Raw genomic sequence first — 17809 nt, forward strand, 5'->3', positions numbered from 1 at the left:
CACCGCCACGCCTTAAAAGGACGTGGCTAACTCTCGCTCACGGCTTTTTAGGTTTGAAAAAAGATGTAAAGTATTCTCTGTTATCATATGTTTACAGGGTCTGCTGCTAAAGATATTGATAATGTTTTGTCTAGTAAGAACTTTTGTTATTTTAATAAGTTATCAACCCAAATTTGATCATCTTCAGATAATTCTATTGAAGGTTGTTTTTGGTAATTAATCGCTAAATCATAACTGCCTTTTTCATAAATATTATGTAATAATTCTTGTAAAGGAATCAAGGGTTCTTGATCTTCTGGTTTTAAAGGTAAAGGAATTGAGGGAATTTCTTGTGCTAAATTAAAAGCATATAATTCGGCATGAGGGCGGTGATCACTACGACTAATAACAATACGATAATCCGTTTTCATGTCTTCATTAATATTCATCGGCATTATTTCCCCCTTTCTTAATAAATCTATCTCAATTAAGTGAGTTAAACTCATTAATACTTGCTCTCTTTTTTTAAGATATTTATTTTTTCCTTCTCCTGCTTTCTTATTCTTGGGTGAAAGTATTTCAATCACAGTAATAACTTGTTTAGTTTCCACATCTTTTACTTTTAAATACCATTCTTTTACTGTTTCTGGTTGTGGTATTATAATGGGTAAAGACTTAACTTTTGGTGGTGCAATGGCAATATTAGAAGATAAGGAGGGAGTTATTTTTGAAGTAGGGGTAAAAACAACATTATCGGGAATACCAACTAACTCAAAACCATTACCATTGTCTGTTTCTGTATATACTCTTTGTTCCATTGCCATACGATATTTTGGACGTAGGATAGGATTCATTTTTTCTGCGATCGCTACAATTAAATGAGTATGAATTTGTGACCACAGTGTAGGACTTTCTAAATAGGGGTTCATTCCAGGAAAAGGGGAAGGCATAATGATCTCCAGGTTAATTAATTACAGAATATATTCTTTACTCATTTTCAGTTTCATCTATTAAAAGAACATCCTCATAAATAAACTCAACAGGACAATTAAAATCAACTGAAGTTAATCTTAATTCAGCATTTTCAGCAAAACTGTATAACTCCCAAATACCTTTATCATTAACACGAAAATACTCAATCAATTTCTGTTCAGCACTAACTAAAACATACTCTTTTAATGTTTCAATTTTACGGTAATTCCTAAACTTTTTCCCTCGATCAAATCCTTCTGTACTGGGTGAAAGAACCTCAACAATTAAACAAGGATATTGAATAAATTTCATCGCTTTTTTATCCCGTTCATCACAACTCACGATAACATCAGGATAATGATAGGGGCCTTTTTCTGATACCTGTACTTTAGCATCAGACATTAATATTTTACATCCTTTCCCCCTGAGATGATTTTTAAGCATAGAAGCTAAGTTTAAAGCAATAGCAGCATGAGGAATTGTTCCCCCAGTCATTGCGTAAACTTCCCCATCCATATATTCATATTTAAGCGGTTGTTTTTCCTCCCATTCTAGATATTCTTCTGGACTCATGTAATAATGTTCTTTTGCTGCCACCATGTTAATATCTCCTGATAAAAAGTGAATTTTTGAACCTGTAGGGGCGAATGGTATTCGCCCTTAATTTATTACAAAATAACTAGATTGTTTTGCTTACAATTTAATTGTAATTGCCATTCATTCAAATCAGCTAAAGCCCGATCACGATATTTCCCGTATCTTTCCCGTTTATTGCGAATTCTCACAGGTAATTCCGGTAAAATACCAAAATTTGGGGGCATAGGTTGAAAATGTTTAGGAGATGCACTACTAATAAACCCAAATAACGCCCCCATCATCATACTTTCAGGGAGAGTTACTGTCTCTAACCCTAATATTAATCTTGCTGCATTTGTCCCCGCTAACCAACCCCCTGCGGTTGCTGCGGTATAGCCTTCTGTACCAATTAATTGACCTGCGGCCAAAAGCGTCGGACGGGTTTTAAACTGTAAAGTAGGATCAAGTAACTGCGGTGAATTAATGAAAGTATTACGGTGCATTACTCCCATACGGACAAATTCAGCGTTTTCTAAGCCAGGAATCAGCCTAAATACCCTTTTTTGCTCTCCCCATTTCAAATTAGTCTGAAATCCGACCATATTCCATAATTGCCCCTGTTTATCTTCTTGGCGTAGCTGTACCACCGCGTAGGGGCGTTTTTCTTTGTTTTCTGGTTCCCGAAAGTCCCCTAAACGTGCATCAAAGAGGCCAACGGGTTTCAGGGGGCCATAACGCATGGTTTCTTCTCCCCGTTTAGCTAATTCCTCGATAGGGAGACATCCTTCAAAAAATTTGGCGGTTTCTCGCTCAAAATCCTTTAATTCGGCTTGTTCTGCCTGACATAATGCCTCCCGAAACTGTAGATATTGGTCTTTGTTGAGGGGACAGTTAAGATAGGCAGCATCTCCTTTATCGTAACGGGAGGCTAAAAAGGCGATGTCTGTATTGATGGACTCTCCGACGATTATAGGGCTTGCTGCGTCAAAAAAGCTCATATATTCCATCCCTGTGAACCGTTGTAAGTCTTCCGCTAGGGAGGGAGTGGTGAGGGGGCCAGTGGCTAAAATGACGATACCTTCTGTGGGTATTTCGGTGATTTCTGAGCGTTTTAGTTCAATGAGGGGATGATTACCTAAGATTTCGGTTAATTGATGGCTAAAAATGCCTCTATCGACAGCTAAGGCACCGCCAGCAGGGACGGCGTGTTGATCTGCGGTTTGGATTATAATGGAACCAAGACGGCGTAATTCTTCATGGAGAAGACCCGCAGCGCGATCGCTGGACATAGCCCCAAAGGAGTTGCTACAGACTAATTCTGCTAATTCTTCGCTATGATGGGCGGGACTGGTACTAATGGGGCGCATTTCGTGTAATATCACGGGTATACCAGCTTGGGCGACTTGCCACGCTGCTTCGGTTCCGGCTAAACCGCCACCAATGACTTGAACTTTTGTTGTTGAAGATGTCATTAATTAAGTTCTAGTTTCTTATTTGTTGACTTAGAATACTTTTATTTTAGTATAGCTACCTTATACTTTGATTTGAGTAAAGTTATGAGAAGTTAAAGCGAGTTTTGGACTCAAATGATTAAAAAACTCAGCCAAAGACTCCGCTTGAGATGAACTAATTTCTTGTTTGTCTGTCATAATTGCTTCTAGGGTCTTAATATCTCCAAAAATATAAATAAGACTCTCATAATTAATATCAAATTCATAAATTAATGATTCTAAAGTAGCGATAGGATTTGTTTTATTCATCGGATAATATTGTTGTTCATAAGCTTCAATTAATAAAACTAATAACTCAAATTTACTGATAACGTGCATTTTTGCTTAATATTATCTTTATTTAATCAGGAAACCAATCGTCTAAAAGGGCATTGTCAAGGGTAATATTGTTGTCAGTATCAGGAATCGAAAAAAGTTTACTCATGACAGAAATTCGCTCAGGATAAATTTCTGTCCAAATTGTTTCTATTTTATTCTTTAATGCGGGATTTTTGCGAATAATTTTTTTTATTTGTACTCTAAAATTTGTAATTTCGGCTTTCCAACCTCTGGTACAGTATTCTTTTTCTGATTCCCAATAGGACAATTTAAGCAGATGTTCTAAAAGACGTTCTAAATAGCTTTCTAAGGCGTTTTCACGGCTATTTCCCAATTCTTCTATCTCCTCAATTAGATGTTCCCAATCAACTTGTTCAAATCGTTTTAATTTCAGTAGTTCTGCTTGTTCTTTTGTCCATGTATAATAATCAGAAATGTAATTTGTCATGATGGTTGTTGCTTATTGTACTTTTTATCTATTTTATAATTTCATTATAAGCATCCCTACACTGATAACGTATATCAATTGTAACCTAATTTTTCTATGACAACCAATAATCCCATTTCTTGGCGTTTTATTCCCTTAATGGTGGCTTCTGGAAAGCTACAAATGGCTATTGATGCTTGGTTATTGCAACAACATCTACAAGAAAATCATCCGCCAACATTGCGCTTTTATCGTTTTGATCCTGTTGCCATTTCTCTCGGTTCCCTACAACGTAATTATCCCCCACACTGGGACACTTTACAATGGCAAAATCAACCCATTGACTTAGTTTGTCGTCCGACAGGAGGTAGAGGGGTTCTACATAGCGGAGATTTATGTTATAGCATTATTACGAGTAATATTAAGGGGAAACGCTCAGAAATCTATCAATATCTTTGTGAGTTTCTGATTCAAGGTTGGCGGACTTTTGGTTTAGATTTATTTTATGGTAAAGCAGGACGGGGTTATATTCATAATGCTAGTTGTTTCGGGACAGCGACGAATGCTGACTTAGTAGATAGTTGGGGTAATAAATTTATTGGTAGTGCCTTACGATGTAGTGGTAAAGGCATTTTGCAACAAGGATCTATACAATTAGCTACCGATCCTAACTTATTTAAGACTGTATTTAGTGAAATTGCCCCTAAACCTCAATTTAGCGGTAGTCTGGATGATCCAACTTTTTTAGAAACTGCGATCGCTACTTTAACAGAAGCTGCTTGTCAGTGTTTTAATATTGAGTTTTTTTCTAAACCACTTTCTAATGATGAGTTAACATTGATTAGAGACTTCAAAGAACAATCATAAAACATGATTTTTAAAAGTTTACTGAAAATACTTCTAATTATACTTTTATTCCTTTATGGTTGTAGTAGTCAACCCCAGGAAATAAGCGAAATTGAACAGTCAAGTTCAAATCTTAAGGGAGAGATTTTAGAATGGGTAGAAATTCCCTTGGGACTCACAAAAGAGCAAAGCACACAATTTCAAACAATCGTTACGGATAGTGTTCAGGAATTCATGAAACTGAATCCTAGGGTTAAAATAGTCATAGAATTTGTCCCATCAGATGAAACTTTATCGAAGTTCAGTCAACAACTTTCTAGAGGGGCAGGGCCTAATCTTTTTGCAGTTTCTTTATTAAGAAAACAACTGCCGTTACTGATTCGCTCAGGATACTTAAAACGTCTAGATCAAGATAATTTAGATTTATCGCAGTTTCGGCCAGAAACCCTAAAACAAGTGAGTTATCAGAGTTATCTTTACGCTTTACCTGTTAATTTAACGACCCAAGTTCTTTGTTATAACAAAGATAAAATAAAGGAAACACCAACAACTTTAGATGATTTAATTAGTCAGGCCCGAAAAGGATATTCTGTGGGACTACATTCTGGTTTCCGTGGGGCATTTTGGGGAGCAGGGGCTTTTGGTGGCAAGCTATTTGATGAATCTGGGAACATTATTTTAGCCAAAAATCCCGGTTGGATAAAATGGATTGAATGGCTTAAAAATGCAAGAAATGAACCTAATTTTTTTCTAATTGAGGACACAGAAACTTTGCAAAAAAGCCTTGTCGAAGAGAAACTAAGTTATATTACTTGTTCGTCAGATTGGCTTCCTAATCTAACAGAAGCTTTGGGAAATAATAAGTTAGGGGTTGCCTTATTACCGGGTAGAGAAAATCAGCCCGCAACTCCTCCTTTATGGACAGTTGGCTTTATTTTTAATGGGGCTTCTAGTGGTAATCAACATCAATTATCCTTAAAACTTGCTCAGTTTTTGAGCAATGCTCAATCCCAACAAAGAGTTCAGGTAGCAGTTCCTTTTTTGATTCCTGTTAATAAAAATGTTACGGTTGATTTTCGTTTGTTTCCGATGCAAGCAGTTTTGGTGGAACAATCTAAAACAGGGGTGGTAGTTTCCCTCGATCAAATCGATAAACATCAAGCTTTTTTACAATATGGTGATATTATTTATAATAAAGTATTAGGGGGAGAAATTACGGCTGAGGAGGCAGCTTTGGAAATTACGAAAAAAGTCAATGCTCAATTCAATCAATAGTATTGGTGGTAATTTATGAGAGATAATTTTGTCCTTGATGACAGTTATTTATGGCAAGAATTGTTGAAAATTACGATTATTTTACAACGTCCTGCGGTTCAAATACAACTGTTGGTAATCGCCATATCAATTATTCTTATGTGGATACTTTCTAACTGGGTATGGAGTATATTTAGTCAGCGATTCCCTGAACTTAGTAAATTTTGCGAAAAAGATACAAGGATTTATTGGCAACAATCTGGGGCAGCTTTGCTTTATTATCTTCTTACACCATTACTTTGTTTAATAATCGTTAATTTGCTCCACATTATTTTTGTTCAACAAGGATGGTTTGGGGGATATTTAAAGGATAGTATCAACCTTTTGTGGCTTTATTGTTTCTATCGTATTTTTTTGATTTCTTTATATGCTTCATTTAGTCGCTCATCGGTTCAATACTATCATAATCATCTCTTTGCGCCGTTTTTTTGCATTGTGATTATTGCCCAGGTTATTAATCTTTTTACTGATTTAAACAGTATCTTACAAGTCTCGTTTATTAAATTATTTGGCCAGTCAATCACCATAGAAGCCATTTTTGTTATCGTTGGGGGATTATATTTTTGGATTGTTGGTTGTTCTCTTTTAGAAAAGTTATTGATTTATTTTTTTACCGCAGAAATTCGTCAAGATAAAAGAATATCTCAAGTAATTTATCTACTGCTTCGTTACTTTTTAATCGGACTAGGAATTGTCATAATTTTTGGTTATGTTGGGGTTAGTGCTACAGCTATTGCTGCCATTACAGGGGGTTTATCAGTTGGTATTGGTTTTGGTTTAAAAGAAGTGATTAGTAATTTTGTTAGTGGCATTTGGTTATTATTTGAAGGTGCTTTAAAACCAGATGATATTATTGCCATTGATGACGAAATGAGTCAAGTTAAAAAGCTAGGAGTAAGAGCAACAACAGTTCAAGTTTTGCGAGATAATTCAGAAAAAATTATTCCCAATCAATTCTTTTTTACTCAAAATTTTACTACTTTTACCGGCAGCAATAATTTAGTTTATCGCTCTGTAATTGTTGGTGCAAATTATGATTGTAACCCTCAAAAAGTTATCGACATTTTACTAAGTGTAGCTAATAATAACTCTGCGATCTTAAAAATCCCAAATCCTGTAGCTTTTGCGATTAATTTTGGTGATTCTAGTATTGATTTTGAACTAAAATTTTGGCTCAATGATTCTTTAATCGGCAAAAAAGTTACCAGTAATTTAATTTGTGAGATCTGGCAAGCTTTTAAGGAAAATGATATTGAAATTCCTTATCCTCAGCGAGATTTACATATTCGTAATGGTATTCAAACAAATAATTCTGAGTTTCTAGATTTTCCAAAATTGTGATCAAGATCAACAAATTTTAGTACCTAGATCACTGCGTAATATTTATGATCTTTTTCTAAATTTATCTGCTAAACTGGTAAAAATACTGTTGCAACTTACCTAAAAATTAAGTCATCAGAATTTTTAATTATGACTCTGTTTATCTCTTAGTTATTAGGATAGTCTCAATGTCACGTTTAAAAACTGTTATTCTTTCCTCTCGTATTGTTCAATTTTTGTTCGGTTTATTATTTTTCTTAATGATCAGTGAAACCCTGCTTAATTATACGTCTGTCAATGCAACTACTGCTTTTACAGAATTATGTTTAAACAAAGCTCATTTATCAGAAGACTCACAATATACTGTTTCAATTTTACTGGAAAATTCTAAACAACCTGATTGTGAAAAAGCTGCTCGTTATTTATCTCAAAATGATAATTTAGATTTGTCAGGAACTGAAATTAAAGATTTAACTCCATTATCTTCTTTTAAGCAATTAACAGGATTATATTTAGCTGATAATCAAATCTCAGATCTCACTCCCATCGCTTCTTTAACTAATTTAGAGAAGTTAGAGTTATCTAATAATCAAATTAGTAACCTAACAGCTTTATCGAAAATGGATAAATTAAAAACCCTGTGGATGTGGAATAATAATGTTAAAAATTTAAGTCCGCTTTCCTCTTTAAATAGTCTCACTCGTCTCTATCTACCTTTTAATCAAATTGCCAACCTTCAACCTTTATCATCTTTAAGTAATTTACAAGTTTTAATCCTTGATAATAACAAAATTTCTCAAGTTTCTGACCTATCTTCTCTAGATAAATTAACAGGACTTTCTCTCATAAATAATAAGATTAAAAAGATTGATGAGCTAGGAAAACTAGAAAATCTCAAAACATTAATTATTCCTGATAATCAAATTAGTAATATTAGTTATCTTGCTAAACTATCTCAACTTTCTTTGTTAATTCTTGATAAAAATAACATTACTGATATTACTTCTTTGTCAAGTCTAAGTAATTTAGAAAAAGTTTACTTATCCAACAATAAAATTGGTGATGTTACGCCCTTATCTTATCTCAGTAAATTATCATATATTGAACTGAGTAATAACCAAATCATTGATGTTTCATCCCTAGCATTATTAACAAAATTGACCAATCTTACCCTCTCTAATAATCCTCTGCAAAATTTAATTTGTCCGATTAACCCTGATTCAATTTGTAAATTTTAAATGGTTAACTAACAATGGCAGCAGGGTGGGTTTATATAACTTTTATTTAAAAATCATAATTCCAGTAAAAAACCCGCCCCTACTGAATAATCTCTCCATTTTCCCCTAAAGAGGGATAACATTCACCTTTTTCTTGATACTTGGCCGCGATGTCTGGATAACTCCATTCAAATAAAATGCGCTGATAGGTTTCAGGAGCAAGACGAGTATTATCATACATTTTAGCCCCTAATCTTTGACGCTGTGCTTCAAATAAAATAACCGCAGCAGCAACAGAAACATTCAAAGATTGCACCATTCCTAACATGGGAATAATAATATGTCCATCGGCTAATTGAGCAGCTTCTTGACTCACTCCCCATTTTTCTGCCCCTAATAAAATGGCTGTAGGTTGAGTATAATCGATTTGGCGATAGTCTACAGATTCCTCGCTAAAATGAGCCGCGTAAATCTTTAAATTTTGTTGTTTGAGATGAGTAATAGCCGTTTTTATGTCAGGATGAGAATCAAGAAAAATCCATTTATCACTGCCTTTAGCTACTAGAGAAACCTCTGGCAATTCATCAATCACATTCAGGGTATGCACCGTTAAAATTCCTACAGCATCACAGGTACGAATAATGGCGGATAAATTATGAGATTTATGGACATCTTCGGTTAAGACAGTTAAATCTGGTTGTCGTTGATCAAGGACTTGTTTGATGCGATGATAGCGTCGAGGAAGCACTTTTTTTTCAATTAAGGGTTTCTAAATTTTAGCAAAATAATGGTAAAATAAAGTAATAAATTTAGAAAAATATATGAAAACTTACGATTGGATTGTGATTGGTGGTGGCATTACTGGTTCCGCCCTAAGCTATGAGTTAATCAAAAAAGGATTAAGGGTTTTACTCTTAGAAAAAGATCCAAATCTAAATAATGCCACCCGTTTGAGTTATGGCGGGCTTTCCTATTGGTCAGCAACAGATAATTTATCTCGTGAATTATGTCAAGAAGGGCGAGAAATCCAGCAAAATTTATCAGAAGAATTAGCAGCAAATACAGAATTTCGTGAAGTTGATTTGATGCTGGTAATTTCCTCAGAAGATACGCCGGAAACTATTGCTAAAACCTATCAAAAATTTGCTATCAAACCCCAACTTTTAACCCCACAAGAAGCTTGTGAAAGAGAGCCTTTACTTAATCCTAATGCCATGTCTGGCTGTCTTCAATTACCCCATGGACATATTAACCCTCAAAAAACAAATAATGCCTATCAACAAGCATTCTTAAGATTAGGTGGGGAGATTAAATATGAAACAGTTACCCAATTTTTAGGGCAAAAAGAGAAGATTGCAGGAGTTCAAACTCTGTCGGAAAAACATTATAGTAAAAATACCGTTGTTTGTGCCGGAGGATTAACTCGTCTTCTGCTTAAAACCGTAGGTATTAATGTTAATATTTACTTCACCCATTCTCAATCAATTGTTACCCCACCTCTTGATATTCATCTTCGTACTTTAGTTATGCCATCTGCCTTACAAAGACTAATGTTAGAAGAAAAATCTAGGGATGTTGAGCAACAATCATGTTGGAATCATCCCAGTTCTAATATTATAGCTGATACGATGGAACCTGGGGCAATTCAATTTATGGATGGTAGTTTTTCTTTGGGACAAATTAGCCAAATTTGTCCTGATACCCAGGCTAATATTGATAGAAATAGGAGTGAAGAAAGAATTCGTCAATCAGTAGGAAAAATTCTCCCATCTTTACAAAATATCCCAGGAAAATTACATCATTGTTTAGTAGCTTTTTGCCCTGATTCTAACTTTTTAGTCGGTCAAATTGAAGGTTTTCAAGGATTACATATATTTTCGGGATTTACTAGCCCTCTTGTTTTTGTACCACCATTAGCAAGACATTTTGCGAGTTGGGTAACAGAAAATCATGAAAAATTACCAGTGATTACTGCGGATTCTTTTTAACCATAACCAACCCAAAAAACATCCGACCAAATAATGGGGAAAATCCCACCAAGAAAAAGTAGTTCCAAGTAATAATTTACCCAGAATATGAGAACGAATTAATACAAGTAAAGGGGGATTCCAAAGTTGTAAAATTTCTAATAAACAAGTAATAATAAATACATAAATGGGAATTATTTTGATAAATTTTGCCTGAAAAAAGAAATAAAAAGCAAATAAACACCAAAAAATTTCATACCAAATAGCTGCCCCATAATCATTAACCCATTGATGGCCGATTCCCTGATAATATTTAGAATATAAACCAAGGGGAATAACTATCAAGATAGATAAAGTAATTAATAAGGGTTTTCCTGTTAGGAATTTCATTATTAAGAATTGGGAAAATGTGTCATTCCTGCTTCAGCTTGTAATTTTAAAGATCCTTTTGTAATATTAACTTCTTGAATTTTCAGAGAAAACCCCTCAATTTTAAACTTCTTAAGATTAAAAATATTTTTGGCTTCTTCTAAAATTGGATTCAAGACAATAGAAGATAATTCAGGTTCCTGAAAATACTCAATGTCTTCAATAATAACACCATTACCTGCTTGACAAATGCGGGGAGTAATCTGTAAGCTAACTTCTCGACACTCTCCTGTATTTTCAACTTTAACATTAGCTATAATCAGCATTTTTCCTGTCTCTAACAACCTACAATTAACCTGTTGAAGATGTACCATAACAACTTTTTTATCAAGGATAACTTGGGTGTTTTTTGGATTTTTTCTCAAAATTTCCGCAGCAAATGACATAGTAATATCTACTTCAGTTAACAGAATACAAGCCTTGCCTTCGCTGGGTTTGGTTAATTGAATATTGCCCATCAATGCCTTAAAAGGACTCACCGCAATGGTATTAAGGGTAATATTTATTGTCTCCATTCTTAGGGAGTTTTCCAAAATCAATCCTTGACAATCAATGGCTAAAGATTCTAACATTCCTTGGGCCAATAAATTGGGGTCTGTCTTAACATTAACTCTTAATTTCTCTGTCTGCTCTAACTGAGTTGACAAAGCTACTTCAGCAATTTTATTAATCGTTTTTTCACCCAAATTATCAAACTTTAAAAACATAATTCTCTCAAGGTTTAGAATAATAAAAATAGCTAAAAAGAAACCCCATAAACGGGGCAAATGTCAAGGAATTTACATGAACGAAGAAGGATGAGATATAACCCACCCTTCTCACGAATTTTCCCTTAGAGAGCGTTACCACGAGGTAGAACTTCTTCAGGGAAGATAAAGTTCTGGTGGGGTTGGTCTTGGGGAGCCATCCAAGCTCTTAGACCTTCGTTTAATAAGATATTCTTGGTGTAGAATGTCTCAAATTCGGGATCTTCTGCTGCCCGTAATTCTTGGGAAACAAAGTCATAAGCCCGTAAGTTTAGGGCTAAGCCGACAATTCCGATAGAACTCATCCATAAGCCCGTTACAGGCACAAATAACATGAAAAAGTGCAACCAACGTTTGTTGGAGAAAGCAATACCGAAAATCTGTGACCAGAAACGGTTTGCTGTCACCATGGAGTAGGTTTCTTCTGCTTGGGTAGGTTCAAAAGCGCGGAAAGTATTGGCTTGCTCACTATCTTCAAACAGGGTGTTTTCTACCGTTGCACCGTGAATGGCACAAAGTAGCGCACCACCAAGGATACCAGCCACTCCCATCATGTGGAAGGGGTTTAGTGTCCAGTTGTGGAACCCTTGTAAGAACAGGATGAAACGGAAAATTCCAGCTACTCCAAAACTGGGAGCAAAGAACCAGCTAGACTGTCCCAAAGGATACATCAGGAAAACGCTGACGAATACCGCAATGGGGCCAGAAAAAGCAATGGCGTTATAAGGGCGAATGCCGACTAAACGGGAAATTTCAAACTGACGTAACATGAAGCCAATCAGTCCAAAAGCACCATGTAGGGCGACAAAGGGCCATAATCCGCCAATTTGACACCAGCGAGTGAAGTCTCCTTGTGCTTCGGGGCCCCATAAAAAGAGAATGGAGTGACCGAAGGCGTTAGCGGGAGAAGACACAGCAACGGTGAGGAAGTTACAACCTTCTAGGTAAGAACTCGCTAACCCGTGGGTGTACCAGGAGGTGACAAAGGTGGTTCCGGTTAACCAACCTCCTAAAGCTAGGTAGGCACAGGGGAACAGTAGTAACCCAGACCAACCTACGAATACGAAGCGATCGCGCTTTAACCAGTCATCGAGGACATCAAACCATCCTCGCTCTGGGGCGCGTCCGACTGCAATGGTCATGGCGCAAATCTCCAAATGAATATAAGGACAAGGTTTAAGAATTCTCTAAAATCGTCCGGCATACCTCAACTTCAGAATATGAAGCAGATACTTAGACGAAATGTGAGAAATTGTTACGTTTCTTAACTTATACCATATTAATGTAAACTGTCCGAGTTTTCCACCCCAAACCTTAACAAAATATAAAGATTCCCTGAAAGCCATCTCTATTCTGGGTTGTGCTAAGTTTTAACCGATAATTAGATGGAGAGCCTTTTTTTACGAGGAGCATTCATGATCAGTATTGATTTAGCCTTGAAGTACATTCCTATTCCCATTTCTGTCCAGCGCAAGGAAACTGAAGATGCAGAAGCTTTATATCAGCAAATTGTGAGCGCAATGAAATCCCCGACTCCCCAATTGTTAGAATTAACCTGTGAGAAGCAAACGGAAAAAAAGGTCGCTGTAATGAGTGATCAGATTGGTGCGGTGATTCTTTCTCAGAAAGATGGATCTACGGCTGCGGGACGGGTTCCTGGGTTCTTTTCGATGGTGGAACCAGAATAACCTGAGAAAGCTAAAACGCATTTAAAATGCGTTTTAGCCAGGAAAAAGGGGTAAAATCAACGGAACAATTAAGAAAAATTCGGCACATCTTCCGCATAACTATAAACCTCGATGCCTAATTCTCTGGCAATTTCAGATGCTCTGGGGTTTACCATTGGAGAAATGACAATTTTTCGGTTAGCAATGCGTTGATGACGATTTTGATAAAATTGTACTTTTTTTTCAAAGGTATAAATATCTGGTTTACTCATAGAAGATTTAATTTCGCAAATGATCAAAAGTCCATTTTTAATGAGTAAATCAAGTTCAATTTGATCAGGCCGGCCAAATACTTCCCCTTGGTCATCATATTCAATAACATTAACTACTTCAACCCCAAAAGAATCTTTTAAAATACCTTGTAGGGCATTGCGAAAACTACCTTCTGAATAAATGCCCCATCTTGCACCTAATGCGCCAATGGTACTGTCATGTTTGCGGTTCATGGCCTTAATTTCATTTTGAGTTTCTTCCCATCTTTGGTTATTTTCATCCCATTTACGATTTTGTTCATCCCATTTGCGTCTTTGTTCTTCTCGATCTTGGCGTAGTTCTGCTAGTATTTGGTCAAAACGGCTTTCTGTTTCCTGTTTTCCAGCATAAAAATCATTAACTGTCCGCAAAACAAAATCTCTCATCTCCCGATCTTGTAAAATTTTCGGAAGTTCTTCTTGAATAATGGCTTTAATATCGGGTTCTGTCATTAGGATATTTTTTTTTCTTCAATTATAACTAAAATCAACGAAATTCCTAGGAATTTGTCCGCTTGTAGGGGCGTAAGGACCTTGCTCCCTCGGCCTAGCTTACTTTAATGGAACATTAACTAACATTTTTGTATAATATGTCCTGAAGAACTATATTTATCTAAATTCGTACCGATTAAAATTGCACCCCGCAGGTTAGCTCCTTGTAAATTAGCTCCTCTTAAATCTGCATAACTTAAATTAGCTTCTGTGAGATTTGCTCCTGATAAATTCGCCCCTTGTAAGTTAGCTTGGGTTAAATTAGACCATCTTAAATCGCAGTGATCGCCTTTAATTTCTGTTAAATTAGCTCTGAATAAATAAGCTTGACATAAATGGGCTTGAATGAGTTGAGCTTGTGATAAATTCGCACGATAAAAATAGGCTCCTTGTAATTCTGCTTCATATAAGATTCCTTGACTCAAATCTGCTTCACAAAAGTTTGCATTTTGTCCCAAAGCTTCACTTAAATTGGTACGATTAAGTTGAGCGCGACTAAAATCAGCCCCTTTAATTTGGGTATTTCGTAGGGATGTTCCAATTAAATTCGCTTGAGATAAATTTGCATAATTGAGGCTTGCTTGACGTAAATTTGCACCAATTAAATTGGCATTTTGTAGGTTGGCATAATTGAGATTTGCTTCACTTAAATTTACTTGAGAAAGGTCAGCATTTTCTAGGTTAGCGTGATTTAAGATAGCTTCTTGAAGATGTGATCCTCTTAAATTTACTCCAAATAAATAGGCTTCTTGTAAATTCTTTCCTGTTAAGTCAATGTCTCTTAAATCTGGTGTAACTTTTGGGTTATCTTGTCGCCATGTTAACCAATTTATCTCTTTTTCTAACAGTGCTAAATGTTCTCGATTTGCCATAATTTTAATATACCCCTTAATTCCCCTGATTCCTAGTTTAGCAAAGAATGGCAATATTCCCTAAATTTGTTAACATAAAAAGTAAAATGAGTTGATAGCAATTATGGACACACTTATTAAATGGTCAGTGGAAGATTACCATAAAATGATTGAAGCGGGAATATTAAGCGATCGCTCTTGTGAATTAATTGCAGGAGAGATACTACAAATGAGTCCAGAAGGCACTTTTCATCGTTATATTAATCATAGTGTAGCTGACTATCTTCGGTCAATTTTAGGCGCACAAGCAGTTATTAGTGAAGCTCATCCTATTACCCTAACCGACTCGGAACCAGAACCAGATATTGCAGTGGTTCGTTCTCCTTATACATTATACCTGAATCATCATCCTTATGCTGAAGATATTTATTGGTTAATTGAGGTTTCTGATAGCACTTTAGCAAAAGATTTGGGTGTCAAAAAAAATATTTATGCTCAGGCAAAGATCAGGGAATATTGGGTAATTGATCTCCCTTCAAAAATTCTCAAAGTGTTTCAAAGTCCCCAAGACAAAGATTACCAAATAAAGCAAGACTATACTAAGGGTATTATTTCTCCTGTAGCCTTTCCAAATCTGGAAATTTCTGTTAACAAATTATTAGGGTAATAAGCACCAAAGTAGTTGTGATTCATGAATTGCCCCTACAGATAGAGTCTGTTAATAAGTCCTTATTAATTTGTTCAATTATCCATCTTTAATCATTTATAAATAGCCAATAAACGCTTATGTCTCCTAATCAAAAACTCCGCAATATTGGAATTTCTGCTCACATTGATGCTGGAAAAACTACCATTTCTGAACGTATCCTTTTCTACACAGGAAAAATTCATCAAATTCATGAAGTAAAAGGGGATGAAGAAGGCGCAACGATGGATTATATGGAACTAGAAAAAGAGAAAGGAATTACAATTACATCTGCTGCCATTACTTGCTTTTGGAACGATACTCAAATAAACTTAATTGATACCCCTGGTCATGTTGATTTTACCATTGAAGTTGAGCGATCACTAAGGGTTTTAGATGGGGGAATTATGGTACTTTGTGGAGTAGGAGGAGTTCAATCTCAATCTTACACTGTAGACCGTCAAATGAAACGTTATGGGATTCCTCGTATTGCTTTTATTAACAAATTAGATCGAGTTGGTGCCAACCCTTTTCGGGTTATAAAAGCTCTAAAAGACAAGTTAAATTTAAACCCAATTTTATTACAATATCCCATTGGAAAAGAAGAAAAATTTAAGGGTATAATTGATTTAATTGAGATGGTTGCTTATACTTATGAAGGGGAACATGGCGAAACAAAAATTAGTCAACCTATTCCTGAAGAATTACAAATAGAAGCACAACAAGCAAGAGAACAATTATTAGATAGTCTTTCCCTTTTATCAGATGAGATGACCGAAAAATTATTATTAGGGGAAGATATCTCAAAAGAAATGATTATTGATGTAATTCGTCAGGGAACATTAAACTTAGAATTAACTCCCGTATTATTAGGAACAGCTTTAAAAAATAAAGGGATACAAGACTTATTAGATGCTGTCAATTATTATCTACCTTCTCCCTTTGAAAGAGACACAATAACCGCTACTGATATCAATACGAATAAACCGATTAAAATCAATCCTGAATTAGATGGCAATGTGGTTGCATTAGCCTTTAAACTGATTGAAGATGACTATGGACAATTAACCTATACTCGTCTCTATTCAGGAACCATAAATAAAGGAGATCACCTCTATAACCCTCGAACAAAAAAGAATGTCAGGGTGACTCGTTTAGTGAGAATTGAAGTTAATAAAAGACAAGAATTAGACAGTGCATCTGTGGGAGAAATTATCGGATTAATGGGGGTAAATTGTGCATCAGGAGACACACTTTCCTCTATCAATACTAATCTTTCTTTAGAAGGAATTCAAGTTCCCGAACCTGTTATTACCCTATCAATTACCCCAAAAAACAAACAAGACGAAGAAAAAATAACTAAAGCATTACATCGCTTTTCTGATGAAGATCCGACGTTTAAAGTTAAGAATGATCCCGAATCAAACAATATTTTAATCTCAGGAATGGGGGAATTACATTTAGAAATTTATCTAGAAAGAATGAGACGAGAATATAAGGCTGATGTCTATGTAGGAACCCCTGCAGTTGCTTACAGAGAAACCATTACTCAAGGGGCAAATTTTGATTATACTCTTAACAAAGAAATCGGAAAAATACATTTTTATGCTAAAATTGAAGGACGGTTAGAACCTTGTAAAGAACCATTTATCTTTGAGAATAATATCAATGATCATACAATTCCTAATCAATTTATTCCTGCTTGTGAACAAGGGTTTAAAGATGCTATGACTAACGGATATTTAAAAGGATATCCCATTGTAGGAGTAAAAGTTATCTTAGAAAGCGGTGAATTTAACTCCCGTGACTCCTCAGAAATGGCATTCCGTTTAGCAGCAAAAGAAGGATTTGAACAAGGATTTTTCCAAGCAAACCCAACATTATTAGAACCGATGATGTTATTAGAAATTGAAACACCCGATCAATTTGTGGGACAAATACAAAGTAAATTATTATCCCGTCGCGCCTTGTTATTAGAGTCCGAAACCAGAGATAATTATACAGTGATTAAAGCAGAAGTTCCCTTATCAGAAATGTTAGGTTATGCTACAGAATTACGCTCATTATCTCAAGGAATGGCTACTTTTTCTATGGAATTAACTGATTATCATCCTTTACCTAATAATTTATTAACTGAAATTCAATAGTAGGGTCAATTCATGAATTAACTCCACCAATAAA

Annotated in this window: 19 protein-coding genes; 8 read left to right on the forward strand and 11 right to left on the reverse strand. The window is 35.5% G+C overall.

Features of this window, described 5'->3' with window-relative positions; translation table 11 throughout:
* Positions 1–146 precede the first annotated feature (146 nt).
* The 5 genes from VB691_RS20660 to VB691_RS20680 form a co-directional block, all read right to left on the reverse strand.
* On the reverse strand, positions 147–929 hold the full coding sequence (locus VB691_RS20660) for a DUF4058 family protein (protein WP_323293418.1): 783 nt from the start codon (positions 927–929) through the stop codon (positions 147–149).
* 37 nt (positions 930–966) lie between these two features.
* Positions 967–1551, reverse strand: coding sequence for a Uma2 family endonuclease (locus VB691_RS20665; RefSeq protein ID WP_323293419.1), 585 nt, complete (start codon positions 1549–1551; stop codon positions 967–969).
* Positions 1552–1619: 68 nt separating this feature from the next.
* On the reverse strand, positions 1620–2999 hold the full coding sequence (gene trmFO / locus VB691_RS20670) for an FADH(2)-oxidizing methylenetetrahydrofolate--tRNA-(uracil(54)-C(5))-methyltransferase TrmFO (RefSeq protein ID WP_323293420.1): 1380 nt from the start codon (positions 2997–2999) through the stop codon (positions 1620–1622).
* 60 nt (positions 3000–3059) lie between these two features.
* The gene (locus tag VB691_RS20675; protein WP_323293421.1) at positions 3060–3356 is read right to left on the reverse strand and encodes a hypothetical protein; all 297 of its coding nucleotides are present in this window, start codon (positions 3354–3356) and stop codon (positions 3060–3062) included.
* 22 nt (positions 3357–3378) lie between these two features.
* The gene (locus VB691_RS20680) at positions 3379–3804 is read right to left on the reverse strand and encodes a DUF29 domain-containing protein (protein WP_323293422.1); all 426 of its coding nucleotides are present in this window, start codon (positions 3802–3804) and stop codon (positions 3379–3381) included.
* Between the two features lie 96 nt (positions 3805–3900).
* On the opposite strand from VB691_RS20680, the gene VB691_RS20685 reads away from it, so the two are divergent.
* The 4 genes from VB691_RS20685 (at position 3901) to VB691_RS20700 (ending at position 8501) form a co-directional block, all read left to right on the forward strand.
* Positions 3901–4650 (forward strand): biotin/lipoate A/B protein ligase family protein, encoded by a 750-nt coding sequence (locus VB691_RS20685; RefSeq protein ID WP_323293423.1) that lies wholly within the window; start codon positions 3901–3903, stop codon positions 4648–4650.
* 3 nt (positions 4651–4653) lie between these two features.
* Complete coding sequence (locus tag VB691_RS20690) at positions 4654–5904, forward strand: sugar ABC transporter substrate-binding protein (RefSeq protein WP_323293424.1); 1251 nt, start codon at positions 4654–4656, stop codon at positions 5902–5904.
* Positions 5905–5919: 15 nt separating this feature from the next.
* Positions 5920–7284, forward strand: coding sequence for a mechanosensitive ion channel family protein (locus tag VB691_RS20695; protein ID WP_323293425.1), 1365 nt, complete (start codon positions 5920–5922; stop codon positions 7282–7284).
* 167 nt (positions 7285–7451) lie between these two features.
* Positions 7452–8501 carry a leucine-rich repeat domain-containing protein gene (locus VB691_RS20700; RefSeq protein WP_323293426.1) on the forward strand — a complete coding sequence of 350 codons (1050 nt, stop codon included), beginning with the start codon at positions 7452–7454 and terminating at the stop codon, positions 8499–8501.
* Positions 8502–8580: 79 nt separating this feature from the next.
* Here the strand turns inward: VB691_RS20700 and trmH are convergent, their stop codons facing one another.
* Complete coding sequence (trmH, locus tag VB691_RS20705; protein WP_323293427.1) at positions 8581–9228, reverse strand: tRNA (guanosine(18)-2'-O)-methyltransferase TrmH; 648 nt, start codon at positions 9226–9228, stop codon at positions 8581–8583.
* A 73-nt stretch (positions 9229–9301) separates the two neighbouring features.
* Here trmH and VB691_RS20710 point away from each other — a divergent pair, with 73 nt between their 5' ends.
* Positions 9302–10468, forward strand: a complete 1167-nt coding sequence (locus VB691_RS20710; RefSeq protein WP_323293428.1) for an FAD-dependent oxidoreductase — start codon at positions 9302–9304, stop codon at positions 10466–10468.
* On the opposite strand, the gene VB691_RS20715 is transcribed toward VB691_RS20710, so the two are convergent.
* From VB691_RS20715 to psbD, 3 genes are all read right to left on the reverse strand, one after another.
* Positions 10439–10837: a DUF2809 domain-containing protein gene (locus tag VB691_RS20715; protein ID WP_323293429.1), complete on the reverse strand. Its 399-nt coding sequence runs from the start codon at positions 10835–10837 to the stop codon at positions 10439–10441. The genes VB691_RS20710 and VB691_RS20715 overlap by 30 nt on opposite strands.
* A 2-nt stretch (positions 10838–10839) precedes the next feature.
* Entirely contained in the window at positions 10840–11583 is a 744-nt protein-coding gene (locus VB691_RS20720) for a DUF2993 domain-containing protein (protein ID WP_323293430.1), read from the reverse strand.
* 125 nt (positions 11584–11708) lie between these two features.
* On the reverse strand, positions 11709–12764 hold the full coding sequence (psbD, locus tag VB691_RS20725; protein WP_323289771.1) for a photosystem II D2 protein (photosystem q(a) protein): 1056 nt from the start codon (positions 12762–12764) through the stop codon (positions 11709–11711).
* A 273-nt stretch (positions 12765–13037) separates the two neighbouring features.
* On the opposite strand from psbD, the gene VB691_RS20730 reads away from it, so the two are divergent.
* Positions 13038–13310 (forward strand): hypothetical protein, encoded by a 273-nt coding sequence (locus tag VB691_RS20730; RefSeq protein WP_323293431.1) that lies wholly within the window; start codon positions 13038–13040, stop codon positions 13308–13310.
* Between the two features lie 68 nt (positions 13311–13378).
* Here the strand turns inward: VB691_RS20730 and VB691_RS20735 are convergent, their stop codons facing one another.
* Both VB691_RS20735 and VB691_RS20740 read right to left on the reverse strand, forming a co-directional pair.
* Complete coding sequence (locus VB691_RS20735; protein WP_323293432.1) at positions 13379–14053, reverse strand: PD-(D/E)XK nuclease family protein; 675 nt, start codon at positions 14051–14053, stop codon at positions 13379–13381.
* Between the two features lie 119 nt (positions 14054–14172).
* The gene (locus VB691_RS20740) at positions 14173–14964 is read right to left on the reverse strand and encodes a pentapeptide repeat-containing protein (RefSeq protein WP_323293433.1); all 792 of its coding nucleotides are present in this window, start codon (positions 14962–14964) and stop codon (positions 14173–14175) included.
* 103 nt (positions 14965–15067) lie between these two features.
* Between VB691_RS20740 and VB691_RS20745 the strand changes: the two genes are divergently transcribed.
* Both VB691_RS20745 and fusA read left to right on the forward strand, forming a co-directional pair.
* Positions 15068–15610, forward strand: coding sequence for a Uma2 family endonuclease (locus tag VB691_RS20745; RefSeq protein ID WP_323293434.1), 543 nt, complete (start codon positions 15068–15070; stop codon positions 15608–15610).
* 119 nt (positions 15611–15729) lie between these two features.
* Positions 15730–17775 (forward strand): elongation factor G, encoded by a 2046-nt coding sequence (fusA, locus tag VB691_RS20750; protein ID WP_323293435.1) that lies wholly within the window; start codon positions 15730–15732, stop codon positions 17773–17775.
* Positions 17776–17809 lie beyond the last annotated feature (34 nt).

It is taken from the genome of Crocosphaera sp. XPORK-15E (assembly GCF_034931425.1).
GTDB lineage: Bacteria > Cyanobacteriota > Cyanobacteriia > Cyanobacteriales > Microcystaceae > UHCC-0190.